The sequence below is a fragment of the Crateriforma spongiae genome, from assembly GCF_012290005.1.
In the GTDB taxonomy this organism is placed as follows: Bacteria; Planctomycetota; Planctomycetia; order Pirellulales; family Pirellulaceae; genus Crateriforma; species Crateriforma spongiae.
Genome location: NZ_JAAXMS010000002.1, coordinates 126,355 through 144,215, shown reverse-complemented (window position 1 = coordinate 144,215; position 17,861 = coordinate 126,355). Strand labels below are relative to the sequence as shown.

General features: G+C 58.7%; 12 protein-coding genes. 7 read left to right on the top strand and 5 right to left on the bottom strand.

The window, feature by feature from the left end; genetic code table 11:
- Positions 1–156: 156 nt before the first annotated feature.
- The gene (gene gatB, locus HFP54_RS04745; protein ID WP_168564279.1) at positions 157–1,620 is read right to left on the bottom strand and encodes an Asp-tRNA(Asn)/Glu-tRNA(Gln) amidotransferase subunit GatB; all 1,464 of its coding nucleotides are present in this window, start codon (positions 1,618–1,620) and stop codon (positions 157–159) included.
- A 143-nt stretch (positions 1,621–1,763) separates the two neighbouring features.
- Entirely contained in the window at positions 1,764–3,239 is a 1,476-nt protein-coding gene (gene gatA / locus HFP54_RS04740) for an Asp-tRNA(Asn)/Glu-tRNA(Gln) amidotransferase subunit GatA (RefSeq protein WP_168564697.1), read from the bottom strand.
- Positions 3,240–3,701: 462 nt separating this feature from the next.
- On the opposite strand from gatA, the gene HFP54_RS04735 reads away from it, so the two are divergent.
- Genes HFP54_RS04735 through HFP54_RS04725 form a run of 3 tightly spaced genes read left to right on the top strand, consistent with a single transcriptional unit; the run spans position 3,702 to position 7,971 of the window.
- A complete protein-coding gene (locus tag HFP54_RS04735) occupies positions 3,702–6,110 on the top strand; it encodes a hypothetical protein (protein WP_168564278.1) in 2,409 nt (802 codons plus the stop codon).
- Positions 6,107–6,709, top strand: coding sequence for an STAS domain-containing protein (locus HFP54_RS04730; RefSeq protein ID WP_168564277.1), 603 nt, complete (start codon positions 6,107–6,109; stop codon positions 6,707–6,709). Before HFP54_RS04735 ends, HFP54_RS04730 begins: the two co-directional genes overlap by 4 nt.
- Entirely contained in the window at positions 6,706–7,971 is a 1,266-nt protein-coding gene (locus HFP54_RS04725; protein ID WP_168564276.1) for a GspE/PulE family protein, read from the top strand. Before HFP54_RS04730 ends, HFP54_RS04725 begins: the two co-directional genes overlap by 4 nt.
- A 37-nt stretch (positions 7,972–8,008) precedes the next feature.
- On the opposite strand, the gene HFP54_RS04720 is transcribed toward HFP54_RS04725, so the two are convergent.
- Positions 8,009–9,442, bottom strand: coding sequence for a sensor histidine kinase (locus HFP54_RS04720; RefSeq protein ID WP_168564275.1), 1,434 nt, complete (start codon positions 9,440–9,442; stop codon positions 8,009–8,011).
- Between the two features lie 66 nt (positions 9,443–9,508).
- Complete coding sequence (locus tag HFP54_RS04715; RefSeq protein ID WP_174820194.1) at positions 9,509–10,096, bottom strand: response regulator; 588 nt, start codon at positions 10,094–10,096, stop codon at positions 9,509–9,511.
- A 510-nt stretch (positions 10,097–10,606) separates the two neighbouring features.
- Here HFP54_RS04715 and HFP54_RS04710 point away from each other — a divergent pair.
- From HFP54_RS04710 to HFP54_RS04700, 3 genes are all read left to right on the top strand, one after another.
- On the top strand, positions 10,607–10,843 hold the full coding sequence (locus HFP54_RS04710) for a FeoA family protein (protein ID WP_165701455.1): 237 nt from the start codon (positions 10,607–10,609) through the stop codon (positions 10,841–10,843).
- A gap of 93 nt (positions 10,844–10,936) precedes the next feature.
- Positions 10,937–13,261 (top strand): ferrous iron transport protein B, encoded by a 2,325-nt coding sequence (feoB, locus tag HFP54_RS04705; RefSeq protein WP_315853847.1) that lies wholly within the window; start codon positions 10,937–10,939, stop codon positions 13,259–13,261.
- On the top strand, positions 13,246–13,533 hold the full coding sequence (locus HFP54_RS04700; protein ID WP_168564274.1) for a hypothetical protein: 288 nt from the start codon (positions 13,246–13,248) through the stop codon (positions 13,531–13,533). Before feoB ends, HFP54_RS04700 begins: the two co-directional genes overlap by 16 nt.
- Here HFP54_RS04700 and mnmG read toward each other — a convergent pair.
- Positions 13,530–15,377 (bottom strand): tRNA uridine-5-carboxymethylaminomethyl(34) synthesis enzyme MnmG, encoded by a 1,848-nt coding sequence (mnmG, locus tag HFP54_RS04695; protein ID WP_168564273.1) that lies wholly within the window; start codon positions 15,375–15,377, stop codon positions 13,530–13,532. The genes HFP54_RS04700 and mnmG overlap by 4 nt on opposite strands.
- Before the next feature lie 321 nt (positions 15,378–15,698).
- On the opposite strand from mnmG, the gene HFP54_RS04690 reads away from it, so the two are divergent.
- Complete coding sequence (locus tag HFP54_RS04690) at positions 15,699–17,831, top strand: hypothetical protein (protein ID WP_168564272.1); 2,133 nt, start codon at positions 15,699–15,701, stop codon at positions 17,829–17,831.
- The last annotated feature ends 30 nt before the right edge of the window (positions 17,832–17,861 follow it).

Below are 17,861 nucleotides of genomic sequence, written 5' to 3'. Positions count from 1 at the left end.
GGGCTCGGGTTCGGGTGTGGTAGTGGACAACCAAACCTAGGTCACCAGCGGCACCCATTGGTGCGACAGGGTGACGCACCGGCGTCGGCATTGGCCGGGGCAGACGCCATGGCCCGAAATGTGTCGACAGTAAGGACAAAAAAAGCGGTGCCCGCGTCAGCCGTTGATCAGCTTCAAGAGTGTTTCGCGGACCTGCTGTGGATTCGCGTTGGGATTCACCTTTTTCGCTTGTCCGATCAGGCGGCCGACCGCCTGTTGTTTGCCACCGCGAACGTCTTGGACCACTTGCGGATTGTCATCCAGTAGTTTCTGGCAAAGCGATTCGATCTCGCCGCTGTCCACCGCTTCGATTCCCAGTGCGGTGCAGGCCGAATCGACATCCGAATCGTTGTCTATCAGATACGCGAAGACATCTCGCGCGCGGTTGTTGTCCAGATCACCCGACCGCACACGGCCCAACAATTCTCCCAATCGCTTGGCGGGAATCGGGAACTCTTCGATCGACGTTTCCTGTTCCTTCAACGTTCGCAATACATCCTGCTGAATCCACGAACTGGCGCGTTTGGGGTCACCGCTGACATCGGCGACGGTTTCAAAGTACCCAAGCATGGCGGCACCTTGATTGACGATCACATCCGCATCGTAAGCCGACAGACCGTGTTGGGTCTGCAAGCGGTCACGGGCCTGGGCGGGAGTTTCTTGGATCGTGTCGCGAACTTGATCGATGAACGATCGGGGCAGTCGTACGGGCAACAAATCGGGATCGGGGAAGTACCGATAGTCGGCCGATTCTTCTTTTTCCCGTTGGGCGAACGTTTGTTCGCGCGAATCGTCCCACCCGCGTGTCGTCTTGGGGGCGTCCTTGATCGTTTGACCGGTTTCTTCCCAGTGTGCGTATTGGCGTTCCGCTTCGTAATCCAACGCTCGTTCCACGGCGCGGAAGCTGTTCATGTTCTTAACTTCAACGATCGGCGTGGCGATCTTTTTGCCATCCACATCCAGATGCAAGTTGATGTTGGCATCGACACGCAAACTTCCTTCTTGCATTTCGCAGTCGGACACTTCCAAGTGCGTCAACAGAAGCTTCAGTTCGGTCAGATAGTTTTTGGCTTCGGCGCTGCTGCGCATATCCGGTTGGCTGACGATTTCTAACAACGGGGTGCCACATCGATTCAAGTCGATGCGAGAATCTTGGCGACCCGACGCTTCGTCGTGTTGGCTCTTGCCGGCGTCTTCTTCCAGGTGTGCCCGGATCAGCCCGATGCGTCGCGTGTCGCCTTCGGATGCAGGATCGTCGATGTCTAAGAAGCCGTCAGCGCAAATGGGAAGATCGTATTGGCTGATTTGATATCCCTTGGGCAGGTCGGGATAGAAATATTGCTTGCGGTCCCATTTGGTCATCGGCGGGATGTTGCAGTTCAACGCAAGCCCGGCTTTGACCGCCAGGGTGATGGCTTGGCGATTCATGACCGGAAGCGCACCGGGCATGCCCAGGCAGACCGGACAGACTTGGCTGTTCGGCGGCGCACCAAATTGAGTGCTACAACCGCAGAACAGCTTGCTGTCGGTCTTCAGTTGAACGTGGACTTCCAGCCCGATGATGGTTTCGTATTGCGGCATGTCGTTGCAGCGGCCAGGAAGGAGGAGTGTCGATAAAATTAAATGCGAAACGGAACAGATTCGGAAAACGATTCGGCTGTGCAAGAAAGCCCGCGCCCAAGCGGGGCCACGCACAAGCGGTGTCTTCCGTGCTCGATGCACCGCTATGGTTTGCCCGGTCGCAATTGATGAAACTGGGTTTGGCTTTGGAACGCGGCTGCGGCGAACAGCAAGCGGGATTCTTCCAGCGCCGGGGCCTGTAGCTGCACGCCGATCGGCAGGCCCGAATCGTCAAGGCCCGCCGGGATTGATATCGCGGGGATCCCGGCCAAGTTGGCGCCGACGGTGTACAAATCACAAAGGTACATTTGGATCGGATCGTCAAGCTTGTCGCCCAGAGCGAAAGCGGACGTCGGTGCGGTCGGACCGAGCAGCAAATCGGCCTGTTGGAACGCCGCGTCGTAGTCGCCGCGGATCAACCGACGGACTTTCAAGGCTTTGTTGTAATAAGCGTCGTAGTAACCGGTCGAAAGCGCGTAAGTGCCGATCATGATCCGTCGTTTGACTTCGCTGCCGAAACCTTCTTGGCGGCTATGTCGATACATCGACAGCAGGGGGCCGTCGGCGGGATCGATGTCGGCATCCGATCGATGCCCGTAATGGGCGCCGTCATAGCGGGAAAGGTTGCTGCTGGCTTCGCAGGGAGCGATCACGTAATAAGTCGGCACCCAATATTGGCTGTGCGGCAATTGGACGTCGACGATTTCCGCACCTAAGTCGATGAAGACTTGCATGGCTTCGGTCACCGATTTTCGAACCGATTCGTCCAAGCCGTCTTGTTCCAATCCGTCACGCAGGACCCCGATTTTGATGCCCCGCAAATCGGCCGATTGGATCGCCTTGCTGTATTCGGGCACCGGCGTGTCCAGCGAAGTGGAATCGCGTGGTTCATAACCCGCGATGGTTTCCAGCAGCAACGCGACGTCTTCGGCCGACCAAGCCATGGGGCCGATTTGATCCAGGCTGCTGGCGAATGCGACCAGGCCGTAACGGCTGACTCGACCATACGTCGGCTTCAGCCCCGTGATGCCACAGTGTGAGGCGGGTTGACGAATGGATCCGCCGGTGTCGCTTCCCAGGCTGGCAGGAACTTGACCGGCGGCGACCGTGGCGGCCGATCCGCCGCTGCTGCCGCCCGGAATGCGGTCATGATTCCAAGGGTTGCGCGTCGGGCCGTAGGCGCTGGTTTCGTTGCTGGCCCCCATCGCGAATTCGTCCATGTTGGTTTTGCCGATCAAGACCGCATCGGCATCACGCAGCTTTCGAATCACCGTGGCGTCGTAGGGTGGCACGAAGTCGCGCAGCATCCTTGATGCGCAAGTCGTCGGCATGTCCGTGGTACAGATCAGGTCTTTGATGGCGATCGGCACACCGGCCAGTGCGCCAAGCGGTTGGCCGGCCGCTCGGCGACGGTCGACATCATCGGCGGTCGCCAAAGCCGCTTCGGCAGCCACATGAGTGACGGCGTTGATTTTCGGGTCCGTCTGGGCGATGGCGTCCAGCGATCGTTCGGTGATTTGCCGCGCCGAAGCGTCGCCGGACGCCAGGGCGTTCAGGATGGCGGATACGGAATCAAGCATGGACAACGATGGGCTTGCGAAGGTGTCGTCGGTGTCAGCGGTGCCGCGTGAATTCGAATCGAAATCCGCGACTTCGGCAGACAAACCGTCAGAGTATCCAACATCCGATTCGATTCGACCATCCGGGCTGATTTGCCCGCGGTCGGCCCGTCTGGACCATCGGACATGGCCACCGCTGCGATGAATTTTCGATGAACCGTCACACTCGCACCCCGCCAAAGTCTTGGCACCACGGTTCCTGACGCACCATACTTCTCGATCGGGACGAACTCATCCTGATGGCCCTTCCGGATGGATGCGGTGGAATCAACGGGCCGAATCGTTGCGGTGGATCAGGATGCGATGTCGATTCGACACCCACAAAATCAGTCGATCTGGCCGAACTTAGCCGTCTGGCCGAATCCCTTCACCCGGTCCTGATCGGCAAGATTCGTCCTGGTCCTCCTGTCGTGACTCGCTGCCATGTCCTCATCTGCAAAACCGATTGGTACGCCGGCGCGGGTGGCGTCTGTGGATTCGCCACACGAGCCGACGCGATTGCGTGATGGCGATCGTCCAGGTGAATCAACGTCCGATCAGAATTTCGGAAGTGACCGAGCGAACGATGCGGCGCCATTGAATCGTGCCGGCAATCAAGCGGGGCATGCCGCTGCAACGAAACCCGCCGCAATGAACCAGCCGAATCAATCGGCTGCGGTCGTGGCGGCATACTCGTTGATCGGTGCGACCATGTTTGTGTTGGCCCTGGGGCCGTTCGGGTTGGGCAAGCTTGGTTTCTTGGTCGCAACGCCTTGGGCGATGCTGACATTGGACGCGCGACGCATCACGCCGCTGGGATACCTGGCGGTGTACCTAAGCGGGCTGTTGATGTGGTTGATGCTGTTGTTGCTTGAAGGCAGCACAGCAACGGTCAACTGGACCATGGGGTTCGGACAGATCGTTTACTTGGCCACTGCCCTGCCCTTGTTTATCGGGATCGGCCGCGCCGGTCGATCGGTTTGGATGGCACCGTCGTATCTATGGCTTCCGGTGGCTTGGTCTGCCGTCGAATATCTGCGGGCCAACCTGTTCGGCGGATTCGGGCTGGGACAGTTGGCCCACGCGGTCACCGACAGTCCCCAGTTGTTGCAATTGACGGACTTGTTAGGCAGCGTTGGACTTAGCGCATTGATGATCGGATGTGGTGCCAGCGTCGCCGAAGTAATTTGGATCACGCGTCGTTTGAGACGTTTGGAGCGTCACATTCCGATGCCAGAGGCTGCAACGACCGCCGATGACCTAACGGCCCCGTCGCTGGCACCGTCAAGCCAGGGAAAGCCGGTGGATTTGTCGCGACCCATGATGGTTCGAAGACGCGAATCGGCTTTCACGTCCATGCAAGCCGCTATTCGACGGAATCGGGATCGCGCGCGAGACCAACATCTGGGGATGGCGGCTTTGGCGATTTTGTTCACCGCCGGCATGCTGTACTTCGCCCGCTATTACGGGTTTCAACGTGTGCAAGAGACACGCAACTGGAAACTGTTTGAAAGCAGCTTGTATCCGTTGTCGGTCATCGGCGGTTCCGATAGCCAACAGATTTTGCGTCGCGAATTTGAATCGCGAGCCGTCAAAGATGTCACCCTGCGACGCATGGCCATCGCCCGATACCATCGACCGTTATTGCTGACCGCGTTGGATGCGCCGCCGTTGATTCGGATGGATGCGGCATCCTTGGGCATGATCGATGCCGACGGGGATTTGGAACTGCCGGGTGCACCACCGGATGATGACTTGGTGCCGATCGAATTACCCGGTGCCCCAGCGTTGGTGATTTATCGTCAGGGCGACGACCAACAGGCGGAAGCCGCCCTGAACGTGGTCGAGTATGCCGGACCCGTGTCAATCGATGACGATTCAAATTCGGATCGGCCGATCGACCAGGCCACAACGATTGCGTCCACCACAAAGGCCGATGGTCCCTGGGTGGTTGAGATGAATCTTAGCGATGGTGGTCGTCAGCTGGAATCCTTGGACCCGGCAGCCACCGCCGTTGTACCGACGTCGCTGTGGCGTCCACGTTGCCAGTCCGTGTCGGCCAGCGATCCCGCTGGGGCCATGCCGCTGCGGTTGGCTTGTTGCGTGACGTCGTCCAGCAACATCGAAATCGCACTGCGTGAAATACTATCGGATGCACCGGAGGGATCAACGTCGGTCGATTTGGCGGTAATCGTGATGCCGACACGTCTGACCAATGCGACTCGCTGGCCGAGGTTGATGACGCGTGCCGTCTTGGCTGCTGCGGTCGCAAATCGCTGTCCATTGGTCGGGTTGGTTCCGGATGAATCCATGGTCGTTGCCAACTGTGATGGAAAGCTTTTCTGCAGTTCAATCGGATCGAAGTCTTTGACACCGTCGGTGTTTGAAAACTGGTTTGACGAGGGTTTTGGTGAAGCCGTGGAACAACGCGGAGACGTGGTTGAAGTTCGGGCGATGATCGATCCGCGAGAAAGCTTTTACGTCCGCTCCGCCGGCTGGTTTCCATTCACTTGTTTGTTGTTGTCGGCCGCAACTTTCGTGGCGACACGTTTTCGCGGCAAGCGAAGCCGGAACCAGGTTTCGACGACACAGGCGAACGGTCCTGCGTTGGAAGATCACGGCGCAGTCGGTCGACCGGTCTCGGGGCAACCCGACGCGGGCCGCAAGGATGATCCTCGTGAAAAGATGAACCAGCAAGAGATGGGCGTTGCCGATGTGGGGACGTCATCCCCTGAATCCGGCAACGGCGAATCGAACGGTCAACGAACCGTGCGGCCGCCAATACGGTCGCGGGGAAGATTGCGAAAGCCGTTGTCGCCCCGGCAACCTCCTTCACCGGGATCGAACGAATGAGCCTCAGTGAGTATTTTGAATTTTCGCTGCCGGTCGATGGACGGCAGACCGTCGTGGTACGCCGGCGATTGGATCCGACCGATCCGGTGGGGCTTGCCGATGACTTGATTTTCAAGCTGGATCAAGGACGCGGGGCTGACGACGCCGTCGCCGGATCGCCTGAAGTCGTTTTGGATCTGCATCGCTGCGATTCGGTTTCAACTCGCGGTATCGGCATGCTGTTCCACTTGCACCAAGTGCTTGTCACCGGCGGCAGACGCTTTCGTATCGTCGACGCACCATCGCCGCTGATGCGAATGATCAGGTTGTTGAATTTACAGGATGTTTTCGACGTTCAGCAGCATCACGGCACAACGTCCCAGTGGGTTGATATGCAGGATCTGGACAGTCTCGGCACCACGCCGTCGGCTCAGAACGCGAACTCGCATTCAGTCAACGACTCCACTGTCGAATCGACGTCTCGTGGACCTGCGATCTCCAAGGTTCCAGCAGATGCCCCGGTTCAGGGCGATCCAAACGCCGCGCCGCCGGCCGCCGACCCGGATTCGCATCAGCGACAATCCGTTGAATCGGAGCCCAGGTTTCAGGAAACCAAATGAGTACGACTTCAGACGACCTTGAAATCGATTTCCGCGACGAAGCCGACTTGCAGGCCTTTGATCCCGAAGCTGCGGCACGCGAATTGGTGACTTATGCGGTGTCTGTGGATGCGACGGACGTGTTTCTGACCGATGAATCGACCAGCGTGGTCGTGCGTCTACGTCGGATGGGGCAATTAGAAACGGTCCAGCGGCTTTCCCATGCCGCCGGTCGCCGGCTGCAAAACCACTTTCGTGCCGTCAGTGGCGCATACGTCACCGATCAGATGAAACCGGTGGAAGGTCGAGAGTTGTTGGAATTGGACGACGGGCGCATGGTCGACGTCCGAATCAACGCCCTGCCCAGCATCTACGGCTATGACTTGGCCCTGCGTATTTTCGGAAGCAACGAATCGATTCTTTCGATTGACCAGCTGGGGATCTTTGCCAGCGAGGCCGATCATATGCGTCAGCTGCTTGATTGTGGCAGCGGGCTGGTGCTGGTTTCCGGACCCACGGGAAGCGGAAAGACACATTCGCTGTATTCGTTTTTGAAATACCTTCAAAAGGCGGATCGCAAAATTCATACGATCGAAGACCCGATCGAACACGTGATGAACGGGATCGTCCAATCCCAAGTGAACGTGCGCGGTGGGATCGATTTTGCGCAATTGTTGGCTGCGATCCTGCGTCATTCTCCGGACGTCATCATGATCGGAGAAATTCGCGATGCTCGTGCGGCGGAGGTTGCCGTGCGTGCGGCCGGCAGCGGCCACTTGGTTTTGGCCAGCGTTCATGCTCGTACCGCGGCCGGTGCGGTGCATTCGATGTTGTCCTATGGAGTTTTGCCACACTTTTTGGCCAGCAGTCTGGTGGGTGTGGTCGCGCAACGGTTGGTCCGGCGATTGTGCCCACATTGTCGACAACGCATTTCGATGTCGGATTGCGACGATTTTCTATCCGACCTGCGTCCACGCTTGCCCAACGACATGCCACGCAATTTGTGGTTGCCGGTCGGATGTGATCGTTGTGTTGATGGATACGACCGTCTGGTTTGTCTGCCGGAGATCATTCGGGTGACCCCGTCGATGCGTGACGCGATCCAGCACGGATCCGACGAGCAGGAATTGGCACGAATGAGTCACCAGGCAGGCAACCTTTCGTTGGAGACAGCGGGGCGACTGCGATTGGCGACGGGGTGGACCACCGCCGAAGAACTGATTCGCGTGTTGCCCGAAGACGACCACGCCCGTGCGTCGGGTCGCCTGTTTCAAGAAGCCTAGGTCGATAGCGGTCGTCGACCGATTTCTGACGCGAACGTTATCGGGACGTGGACACGTTTGCCATGTTTAGCGATGCGTTGGGCAGAGCGATCGGCAACTGAATGGTCGCCACGCATCCCGCCGCCCCACCGGCCAAATGGATTCGTCCCTGGTGCAGTTGCACGATTCGGTAGGCGCGGCAAAGGCCCAGCCCCAATCCACGCCCCGCTTCCCGGCCGGAAAAGTAGGGATCGAACGCGTGCCGTCGTGCTAGGGGTGACAGTCCCGGTCCGCTGTCGGCGACATGAATTTTGATCCAGCGGTGATGTTCGGCCGCATCATCGTCGTCGGGACGGTCGCCGTTGACTTGGGTGGACACGATCACGGTTCCATGGCGACCGATCGCTTCGATTGCATTTTGGATCAATGCCGCAAGTGTTTCGTGCAGCATGTCCGCATCGAATTTCACCGGGGGAAGTGAAGACGGCAGGTCGGAACGGATTTGAATCGCCTGTTCATCTGCGTGATCCATCCAATCGCCGATGGCACCTTGGACCACCGGTGTCACGTCCCCGATGGAAAAATCGGGCTGTGGTGGATTCGCATAGAACATTAAATCCGCGATCATCTCGTGAGCCCGATAGGCTTGATCGACGATCCGTTGCAGCGAGGCATGACGCTGTGGATCCGCTTCGTCACGCTGTAACTGTTGGGCACGCGTGGAAATGTTCGTCAGCGGGTTGTTGATCTCATGGCTCAGCCCGTACGCGAGTTCCTTCAGTGAAGCCAACTTCGCTTGTTCCAGCTGTAATTCAAATTCGGATTCTAGTGCCAACTGCTGTTTGCGTTGTCGTGCAAGTCGTTGCAGCGGAGTCACCGCAGGCGGCGTGCTGTCTTGGGAACGTGACGTGTCGTCGTGTTCCGCCGGATCAAACCAGTTGGGCCAAGTTTGTTTCCAGTCGTTTGAGACCTGGGGGCCGAAAACCTCCAACCACAGATCCGCTTGGTCAATCCAGCGGTGTCGTGGCAGTGTGGCAAAATAGCTTTGAAGTTCGCCCCATCGTGCTCGCGTCGTAGGGGTGACTTCGGGCGCAGCGAGAAACGCGTCACCATCGGAAAACAGATCAATCGCGTGTGCGGACAACCAATGTGCCAGTTCAATGGTTGTGACACTGCGACGCGATACGTCTTCCTTTCCCTTGGCATCTGGCTTCGAAGACTCGTTTTGCTCTGCCGTATTGCCTCGCTGACGATCTGTTTCGGACGTCTTGCCTGTTTCAGGCATGGAGCCCGATGCGATCATCGCCAACGCTGTGAAAATCATCAGCGGTGGATCGTCGTTTATCTGTTCGGCTAGTCGATCGATTGCCGAACGTGCCGGAGCGTCCCCGTCAGACATCAGAATGATGCGCATCAACACATCAGCGGCACCCGCGGACAGTGGCAACCACCAGCGTTGACCGGCAATGCGGAGACACGGCAGCAGTCGCATGAACAGTCCGCTTGCCGTGTGGTTGGGGGGAAGGTGGGGACAACGCAATCTGGATCGCGGACCGGATCAGCCGGGGACGTTGCGATCCATTTCAAGCAAGTCGCATGATCGAGCGACCAAGTCGTCGATGGCGAACGGCTTTTGCATGAAGTCGTTGGCGCCGGCGGCTTTCAAGGCGTCAACCTTGCTGTGCTCCACCATTCCGGAGATGCACAGAATTTTGACGGTGTCCATCGACGGATCGCTACGGACGCGTTGGCAAACTTCTTTGCCGTTGATGTCCGGCAGCATCACGTCGAGAACGACCAAGTCCGGACGAAATTCCTTCACGCCCATGCCGGCGTCGAAACCGTTATTGGCCGTGCGAATGTCGAACCGACCGTCACGTTCGAAACCGTCGCGGATCAATTCCACGAGATCCTCGTCGTCGTCGACAATCAGCAGCTTTTTCTTGCCGCTTTCCAAGGCATCGGTCGGGATGCCGTTGTCTTTCATGAACAGGTACAGCTGCTCCCGAGGGATCCGCCGGAACTTACTGCCGGGGACACGGAATCCTTTCAGAGAACCATTGTCGAAGCAACGAATGATCGTCTGTTGGCTGACCTTGCAAATTTTGGCCGCTTCACCCGTTGTGAAGACCGTTTTAGTGGTCATGTCAGAAATCATCCTCCCTGCATGACAGATAACACGAAACACATCAAAGCAATCGGTCGACGTCGCCCTTTTCCCAGGCCACGCCAGCATCACTGCGTTCACCGACAGGCCCTCTTTAGCAAACCTGCCGCTTTGACGCACGGTCACTTTCCAGGCTATTTTGCGTGAACGCCGCAGCGTGCAAGAAGCCCCTGAACCGTCCTGGGCCCCGAAACTCACGCGGGTCGCAAATCTTGTCCTGGTTGCCAAGCTTTCCTGGCTTGCGAATTCTAACGAAACCGACCCCACGGTCAATGTGAATTCATCTTCCCGCTTATCGCCCGACGGTGGGGCGAAGGGGCGCATCGGACCAGCGGCCGGAACCCTCGTTTTTTCCGCGATATGACCACGCGAGCGTTTTTTGACATTTCTTGGTGCAAAAAAGCCGGGGATGCTTGACAACGCACGCCGAAAGTTTCAGTATCTCAGTTGAGATCGATTCTCAATAAACGTAATCAGCGAGGTGACCGCGTGACGACTTTGGATCAGCTTTGCCCCGGCGAAAAGGCCACGATCGTGCGTATTGCAGGCGTGGACGGGATCGCCTCGCGGCTACGTGAAATGGGGTTCGTGCCCGGCCAGCCGATTCAGTTTCTGCGTGCCGCACCCTTGGGAGATCCCCTGAAGTGCAGCGTCCAGGGCAGCCGGATTGCACTGCGTTGCGGTGAGGCGCAACGCGTCTATCTCGAACCCGCATCGGCTTCTTAATCAGTCTCCGTTGATCGGGCGTTTCGATTCGGTAACAGGCGGATCCGTTTCGACGACGTTCTCTTGGCGACACGCCTGTGGAGGTGCACCGACGTGGCGTCGGTCGATCAATTTCAACCGCCCGCCGGTTCGACGACTGATGTGATTCGCGTCGCCTTGGTCGGGAATCCGAATACCGGCAAGAGCACTCTGTTCAACGCCTTGGCGGGAATGCGTGTCCGCACCGGCAACTATCCGGGCGTGACCATTACGAAAAAGGTCGGGCGAATGACGCTGGGCGATCGCCCGGTGGATTTGATCGACCTGCCCGGGACCTACAGCTTGGCTCCGCGGTCGCCCGATGAAATGGTTGCCGTGGAGGTGTTGTCGGGAGACCTACAATCGGAGCCTCCGGTCGATGTCATCGTTTGTGTGTTGAACGCAACGCTGCTGCAACGTAGTTTGTTCTTGGTCAGCCAAGTTCTGGAACTGGGCCGACCGACGCTGGTGGTGTTGAATATGTCCGACACCGCCCAGTCCCGTGGGCTGCGGATTGATGCCCAACGTCTGGAGCAAAACTTGGGCTGCCCCGTCGTCAGTACCAGCGCCAGTAAGCGTGGCGGTATCGACGAACTGCGACAACGTCTGGCCGATCTGGTCATGTCCGTCGGCCAAAGCGATGCCGGCAGTGAGTCGGCATCCCAGCGACGTGACGATTGGGCGTTGCCGGAAAGCTTTTATCAGATCTGTGATCAGTTCCGCAGCCACCTGATTCAGTCCGCGTGTGTTCCCGTTCAGTCGGGCAATCCGACCGACGACTTGCCCGCGAACACGGCTGAGCTGCCGGATGACTATTTGCTGCAGCGAGCCCTGTTGGATCGTGGCGGCGCCGCGGAAAAGCGACTGGTTCGAAAACTCGGCGCGGCGATACTTCCCGTGCTGAATGAAACACGCGACCAACTGCGTTCCGACTTCGACGATGTGGTCGATATGGAATGCAGCAGCCGCTATACCTGGGCCGGACGAAAACTGGACGGCGTCCTTTCGCAAGGCAGCGGCAGCGGCGGCTTGACCGACACGCTGGACGGCATCCTGACGCACCGCGTCTTGGGCTTGGCTATTTTTGCCGGGCTGATGTTGTTGGTGTTTCAGTCGATCTATTCGTTGGCCGGCTATCCGATGGATTGGATCGATGCCGCCACGGGATGGGCCAGCGACTTGGTCACCGACGCCATGCAGCCGGGAATCCTGCGCAGCCTGATCACCGACGGTGTGATCGCCGGGGTGGGCGGTGTTGTGATCTTCGTGCCCCAAATTGCTTTGCTGTTCTTCTTTTTGGCGGTTTTGGAAGACTGTGGTTATATGGCCCGCGCGGCGTTCTTGGTCGATCGCATCATGCGTTTGTTTGGGCTAAGCGGGAAATCGTTCCTGCCACTGATGAGCTCCTTCGCATGCGCGGTCCCCGGGGTGATGGCGACTCGAGTCATTGAAAACCGTCGCGACCGTTTTGCGACGATGATGATCGCGCCGCTGATGAGCTGTAGTGCACGTTTGCCGGTTTACCTGTTGTTGATCGGTGCGTTCATCCCATCGGTCACGATTCTGGGTTTTCTAGGTTTGCCGGCACTGGTTTTGATGTCGATGTACGCGGTCGGCGTGTTGGTGGCGATCCCCGTTTCGTTGATCTTGAAGCACACGATGCTGCGTGGGGAGGCCGCGCCGTTTGTGTTGGAGTTGCCCGAATATCAATGGCCTGATCCGACGGTCGTGTTCGCCAAAGTGTGGGAAGCCAGTCGGGAATTCTTGGTCCGCGCCGGGACGCTGATCTTGGCTGCATCGATCCTGATCTGGTTCGCCGCTTATTGGCCGGGGGATCACACGCGGCAGTATGAATTGCAGGCCGAATTGGCTCAGATCAAGCAACAGCTTGATGCATCGGAGTCGTCACCCGCCGGACCATTGATGCAACGTCGCGATGAAGTGTCGGAAGAATTGAAAGTGATCTCGTCTGATCTATTGGAATCCAGCTTGCTGGGCCGAGTCGGTCATGCCATCGAGCCCGCCGTTCGACCTTTGGGCTGGGATTGGAAAATCGGCGTCGGCGCGTTGGCAAGTTTTCCGGCCCGTGAAGTCATCATCAGCACCCTGGGCACCATTTATTCACTTGGCGGGGACGTCGATGAAGAAGACGAAGGCCTGATCGGTGCGATCCGTGCCGCGACCTGGCCCGACGGATCACCGGTCTACACCGTACCCACGGTGCTTTCGGTGATGGTGTTCTTTGCCCTGTGTGCGCAGTGTGTCAGCACGCTGTTGGTGATTCGTCGCGAAACAAATTCGTGGCGTTGGCCGGTGTTTAGCTTTACGTACATGACCGTCTTGGCATACATCGGAGCGATGTTGACCTATCAAGTCGGTTCTTTATGGTCGGCGGGATGATGGGCGATGCATCTTGGCCCCAAACGATCGCGGCGTTGGTGATCGTGTTCACGGCTTTGGCGTTTGTGGTTCGACGCGTGATGCGAAACTTGCATGCCGCATCCAGCGGTTCAGGAATCCAGGGCTGTTACAACTGCGCGAAATCTAAACCGTCTTCGTCGGGACCGAAGCAAGTCCCGTTGGTTTCATTGGGGACGCCGTCTCGTCGTGACGCACCGGAAAACGATGCGTCGGAACATTCCGCCCAGGGCGGCGATCCCAAGCAGGTCTAAGACCGGTTTTCCAAATGTGCCAACACCAACGCCAAGTCGGCGGGGGTGATGCCGCTGATTCGTTTGGCTTGGTCCAGACTGACCGGACGAACGCGGTTCAGTTTTTCTTTGGCTTCGATTCGCAATGCGTCGATCGACAAGTAGTCGAAGGAAGCAGGGATTTTCTTGTCCGCATGACGGCGTTGTTTTTCAACGTCCGCTTTTTGGCGGGTGATGTAGCCTGCGTATTTGATGTCGTACAGACATTGTTGGGCGGCTTCATCGTCGATCGCGGAAAGCTCCGGTGCAACGCCGCGCATCACATCCCAGTCGACTTCGCTGCGACGCAGGTAGACGTCACCTGGTGTCCCGTCCACGCGGATCTTTTTCAGCAAGTCCATCGCGTGTTCGATTTGTTTCTTCTTGTCATCAAACCGCTGTCGACGTGGTGAATCGATCAAACCAAGTTCGTCGGCGATGGGTGTCAGACGCCGATCCGCGTTATCCTGGCGCAGCAACAGCCGAAATTCCGCACGGCTTGTAAACATGCGATACGGTTCGTCGGTGCCGGCGGTTACCAGGTCGTCGACCAAAACACCGATGTACGCTTGATCGCGACTGGGGACCCAGGTCGACTGGCCGGCGACCAACCGTGCGGCGTTTAGCCCTGCGATTAAACCTTGTCCGGCGGCCTCTTCATAACCTGTCGTACCGTTGATCTGGCCGGCAAAGAACAGCCCCGCGACGGTCTTGGTTTCCAGGTGTGGCCACAATTGTGTTGGTGGACAGAAGTCGTATTCCACCGCATAGCCGTACCGCATGATCTGGGCCTTTTCACAGCCCGCGATCAGCGGAAACATCTGGTCTTGGACGTCGCGTGGCAGACTGGTCGAAATTCCGTTGACATAGACTTCGTGCGTCTGTCGCCCCTCGGGTTCTAGGAATAGTTGGTGTTCCGACTTGTCGGCGAATCGGACGATTTTGTCTTCGATCGACGGACAATAACGCGGGCCTCGTGATTCGATTCGACCGCTATACATCGGTGCCCGGTCCAGGTTGTCGCGAATCAGTTGGTGGACGTTTTCGTTGGTGTATGTCAGATGACAGGGCATTTGCTGGACGTCCAGCTTGCCGGACATGAACGAAAAAGGTTTCGGGACCGCATCGCCGGGTTGAACATCCAGGGCGGCGAAGTCGATGGTTTTGGCATTCAAACGGGGAGGGGTTCCGGTTTTGAAACGATCAATTTCAAAACCCAGTCGACCGAGCGCACCGCTGATGCCTTGCGTGGTACCCTCCCCTGCCCTGCCCCCGGCGGTGGTCGACATGCCGGTGTGCATGATCGCTTGCAGGAACGTGCCCGTCGTCAGCACCACGGTCGGAGCAAGGTATTCGGCATCGCCACGGACTTTGACGCCCACAACACGATGGCGGACGCCACGTTCGATGGCATCGGGATCGGTCTCTTCGGCCGTGATCAGATCGTCCACGGTTTCCTGGCGAAGATCCAATCCGGCTTGGGATTCGATGGCCAGTTTGATGTGTTGTTGATAGCCCCGCTTGTCGGCTTGGGCCCGCGGGCTGTGCATCGCGGGGCCTTTGCGGACGTTCAACAGTCGAAACTGAATGCCCGTGGCGTCGATGGCTTGGCCCATCAGTCCGCCCAGTGCGTCGACTTCGCGGACGATCTGGCCCTTGGCCACACCGCCGATCGCGGGATTGCACGACATCTGGCCGACCGTATCCAGGTTGGTCGTCAGCAAGGCGGTTCGAGCCCCCAGACGTGCCGAGGCCGCCGCGGCTTCGGTTCCCGCATGGCCGGCGCCGATGACAATGACGTCGTAGTGGTAGCGGACGTTGGACATGGGCAAATTCAGTCGAAATCGTCAGAAACGTGGAAAAATTGAGTCGGGGGGGCGCGCGGATTCCGGCTCGTGAACGAATTGGCTCAAGAGCTGCCTGGACGTCACCCGAATTTCGATACTGTGACCGCGCCTTTTCGTGAAGGCCTGAAACCTGTCGTCGCCAGAATCGAATCGAGACCGATGATGATGCCCGGCCGTCCAGAATGGCGCCACGATTCATGGATCGTAGCCGCAAGTGTGCGGTGGGTCAGCCGGCTGCGCCGCCCCCGGTCCCGTGCGTTTGGAATCCGCGATGGGTCACAGTCTTTCGCCAAATTTCGAATGTTCAAGTCCCAATGCAAGATTGACCCGCCCGTGGCAATGGTCCTATCGAATGCGAAACCTGCCGGAAAGCTGGACGCCGCCGTCGTGCTTGGTGACCGGAACGTCGGCCGGTGGCCGGCTGCGCCTCGGATGATCGTCCGTTGTTTTGTAGCGGCGGTCGCATTGGCTGGCAGCGTCGGGTTCGCACAAACGCCCGCATCGCCCGACGCCGGACCGCCCGCAAGCACGGTGGTGCCCGATGGTGGCAGATCGCCGGAGCCATCGGGAGCCGTCGAAGCCGCAATCGTGGGGCAGCGTAGTTTTTCATTGCCTGTGCAGGTCCGCCAAGACCAGCCGGCGCCCGCGGAAGTTCAGTTGTATGTGGCGTCGGTGTCGGATGATGACACGCCACAGCCGCCGGCGCTGCAGTGGCAAATGCTGGGTCGGCAAGCGTTCCCGGCCGAAGCGTTTGACGTGACCAGCCCCAGCGACGGACGTTACTTCTTTGCCATTCGAACGTTGGATTCCGATGGCCGCGTGTCGCCACCGGGACAGTTGCGGCCGGACGTCCAGGTCCTGGTGGATACCACCGGCCCGGTCATTGAGCTAAACGCCGAGGCGACCGAAGACGGGCAAGTTCGAGCCGATGTTCGCATCGATGACGCCTCGGCGATTCAGGGCGTTCTGATTCAGTACCTGATCGACGGCGCGCCTGCATGGCAAAAAGTGGACCAGACGCTAGGACGCGGTGCCAGTCAGTTTCAATTTCCCGTGTCGGGCGATTGGCGGGGAATGACGCTTCGCGTTTCGGCGATGGATTCACTCGGACACAAGACCCACGTCAGCGATGTCATTCGTCGGCCGAGATTGGCCCAGCGGCCGGGAACCCGATTGGCCGATCGCGGCAAGGCGACGGATGCTTTGGTCGCATCCGACGTCTCCAGCCACTCCAATCCGCCGGTTCGTTCGGTTGGCGTGCCGATCACCCGGAGAATTCACGCCGTGCCGATCGGCGGATCGAACGCTGCTGTTCCGGAGAACGCGGGCGATTCTGGGGCGTTATCCGGCGATTCGGCCGCTTTGCCGCCACCGGCGACGCCCGAAGAAATCACCCAATCACGGCTGCTGAATGGTCCCAGCCTGGGAGCATTGGCCCCGACCATGCCAGAATCGGCCAAGCCCGCGTCCGAAGATTTGGCAAGCCCCGGCCAGTCCGCGCTCCGTCGCTGGCAAGCCGCCGGCGGTGTGGACCGTCAGTGGGATCCGGAACAAGTGATGCAGAAACCGCGTAGCGTCCAAGACGCCATGCGTCCGATCGGTACAGCGCCGGTGGATCGAAAAAACACATCGGATCGTACGTATCAGTCCGCGAGGGTGGATTCAAGTCCCGCTCCGGTGCAAGGTGATGTTTCCGACGACGCAGACGCCAGCTTCGTGCCCTTTGCATCGACCCCCGTGGATGCTCCGGTGCGCTACAGTGATTCGCCTCGATTCAGTCTGGACTATGAACTGGAGGCGGTCGGCAGCAACGGTATCAAAGCGGTAGAACTTTGGGGCAGCGTCGACGGCGGACAGTCGTGGGAAAAGTGGGGTGAAGATCCCGATCTTGCCAGTCCTTTCGACGTCGAAACCAAGGGGGAAGGTCTGTTCGGCTTCCGCATCGTTGTCGTCGCGTCTAGCGGATTGAGCAGTCCGACACCGCTGGCCGGTGAATCAGCGGACATCAATGTCGTTGTCGACACGACGTCGCCGACCACTCGCATTCGTGGCGCCCGCTATGGCGATGGCGATTCGACCGGATGTTTGATCATCCAATATGACGCCGGCGACGAACACCTTTCGGCGCGTCCGGTGACCCTGTCTTTTGCGCCGAAAGCCGAAGGACCTTGGACGACGATCGCTGCCGGACTGCGACCGGACGGTCCCTATGTTTGGCCGGCCGATCCAGGCTTGCCGCCCCAGTTGTATTTGCGGGTGACGGCGACGGATCTGGCGGGGAACGTGACGTCCTATGCCCTGCCCGACCCGATCGACACCCAGGGCTTGGCGCCTCGGGCACGCATTCGTGGATTCCGAACGCTTGGCGGTGTCACGCCGATCAACGGACGTGAACAGACTGCGGGTCGATTGCCACGCGCATCGTTCAAGTAAGACTCCGACACCTGTGACCGATGTTCGATC

Excerpts from the sequence above, each read along its gene's own strand:
- HFP54_RS04690 (WP_168564272.1), top strand. The coding sequence starts at position 15,699 with ATGTTCAAGTCCCAATGCAAGATTGACCCGCCCGTGGCAATGGTCCTA.
- HFP54_RS04720 (WP_168564275.1), bottom strand. The coding sequence starts at position 9,442 with ATGCGACTGCTGCCGTGTCTCCGCATTGCCGGTCAACGCTGGTGGTTG.
- HFP54_RS04730 (WP_168564277.1), top strand. The coding sequence starts at position 6,107 with ATGAGCCTCAGTGAGTATTTTGAATTTTCGCTGCCGGTCGATGGACGG.
- gatA (WP_168564697.1), bottom strand. The coding sequence starts at position 3,239 with ATGCTTGATTCCGTATCCGCCATCCTGAACGCCCTGGCGTCCGGCGAC.
- gatB (WP_168564279.1), bottom strand. The coding sequence starts at position 1,620 with ATGCCGCAATACGAAACCATCATCGGGCTGGAAGTCCACGTTCAACTG.
- HFP54_RS04715 (WP_174820194.1), bottom strand. The coding sequence starts at position 10,096 with ATGACCACTAAAACGGTCTTCACAACGGGTGAAGCGGCCAAAATTTGC.
- HFP54_RS04700 (WP_168564274.1), top strand. The coding sequence starts at position 13,246 with ATGGTCGGCGGGATGATGGGCGATGCATCTTGGCCCCAAACGATCGCG.
- mnmG (WP_168564273.1), bottom strand. The coding sequence starts at position 15,377 with ATGTCCAACGTCCGCTACCACTACGACGTCATTGTCATCGGCGCCGGC.
- HFP54_RS04735 (WP_168564278.1), top strand. The coding sequence starts at position 3,702 with ATGTCCTCATCTGCAAAACCGATTGGTACGCCGGCGCGGGTGGCGTCT.
- HFP54_RS04725 (WP_168564276.1), top strand. The coding sequence starts at position 6,706 with ATGAGTACGACTTCAGACGACCTTGAAATCGATTTCCGCGACGAAGCC.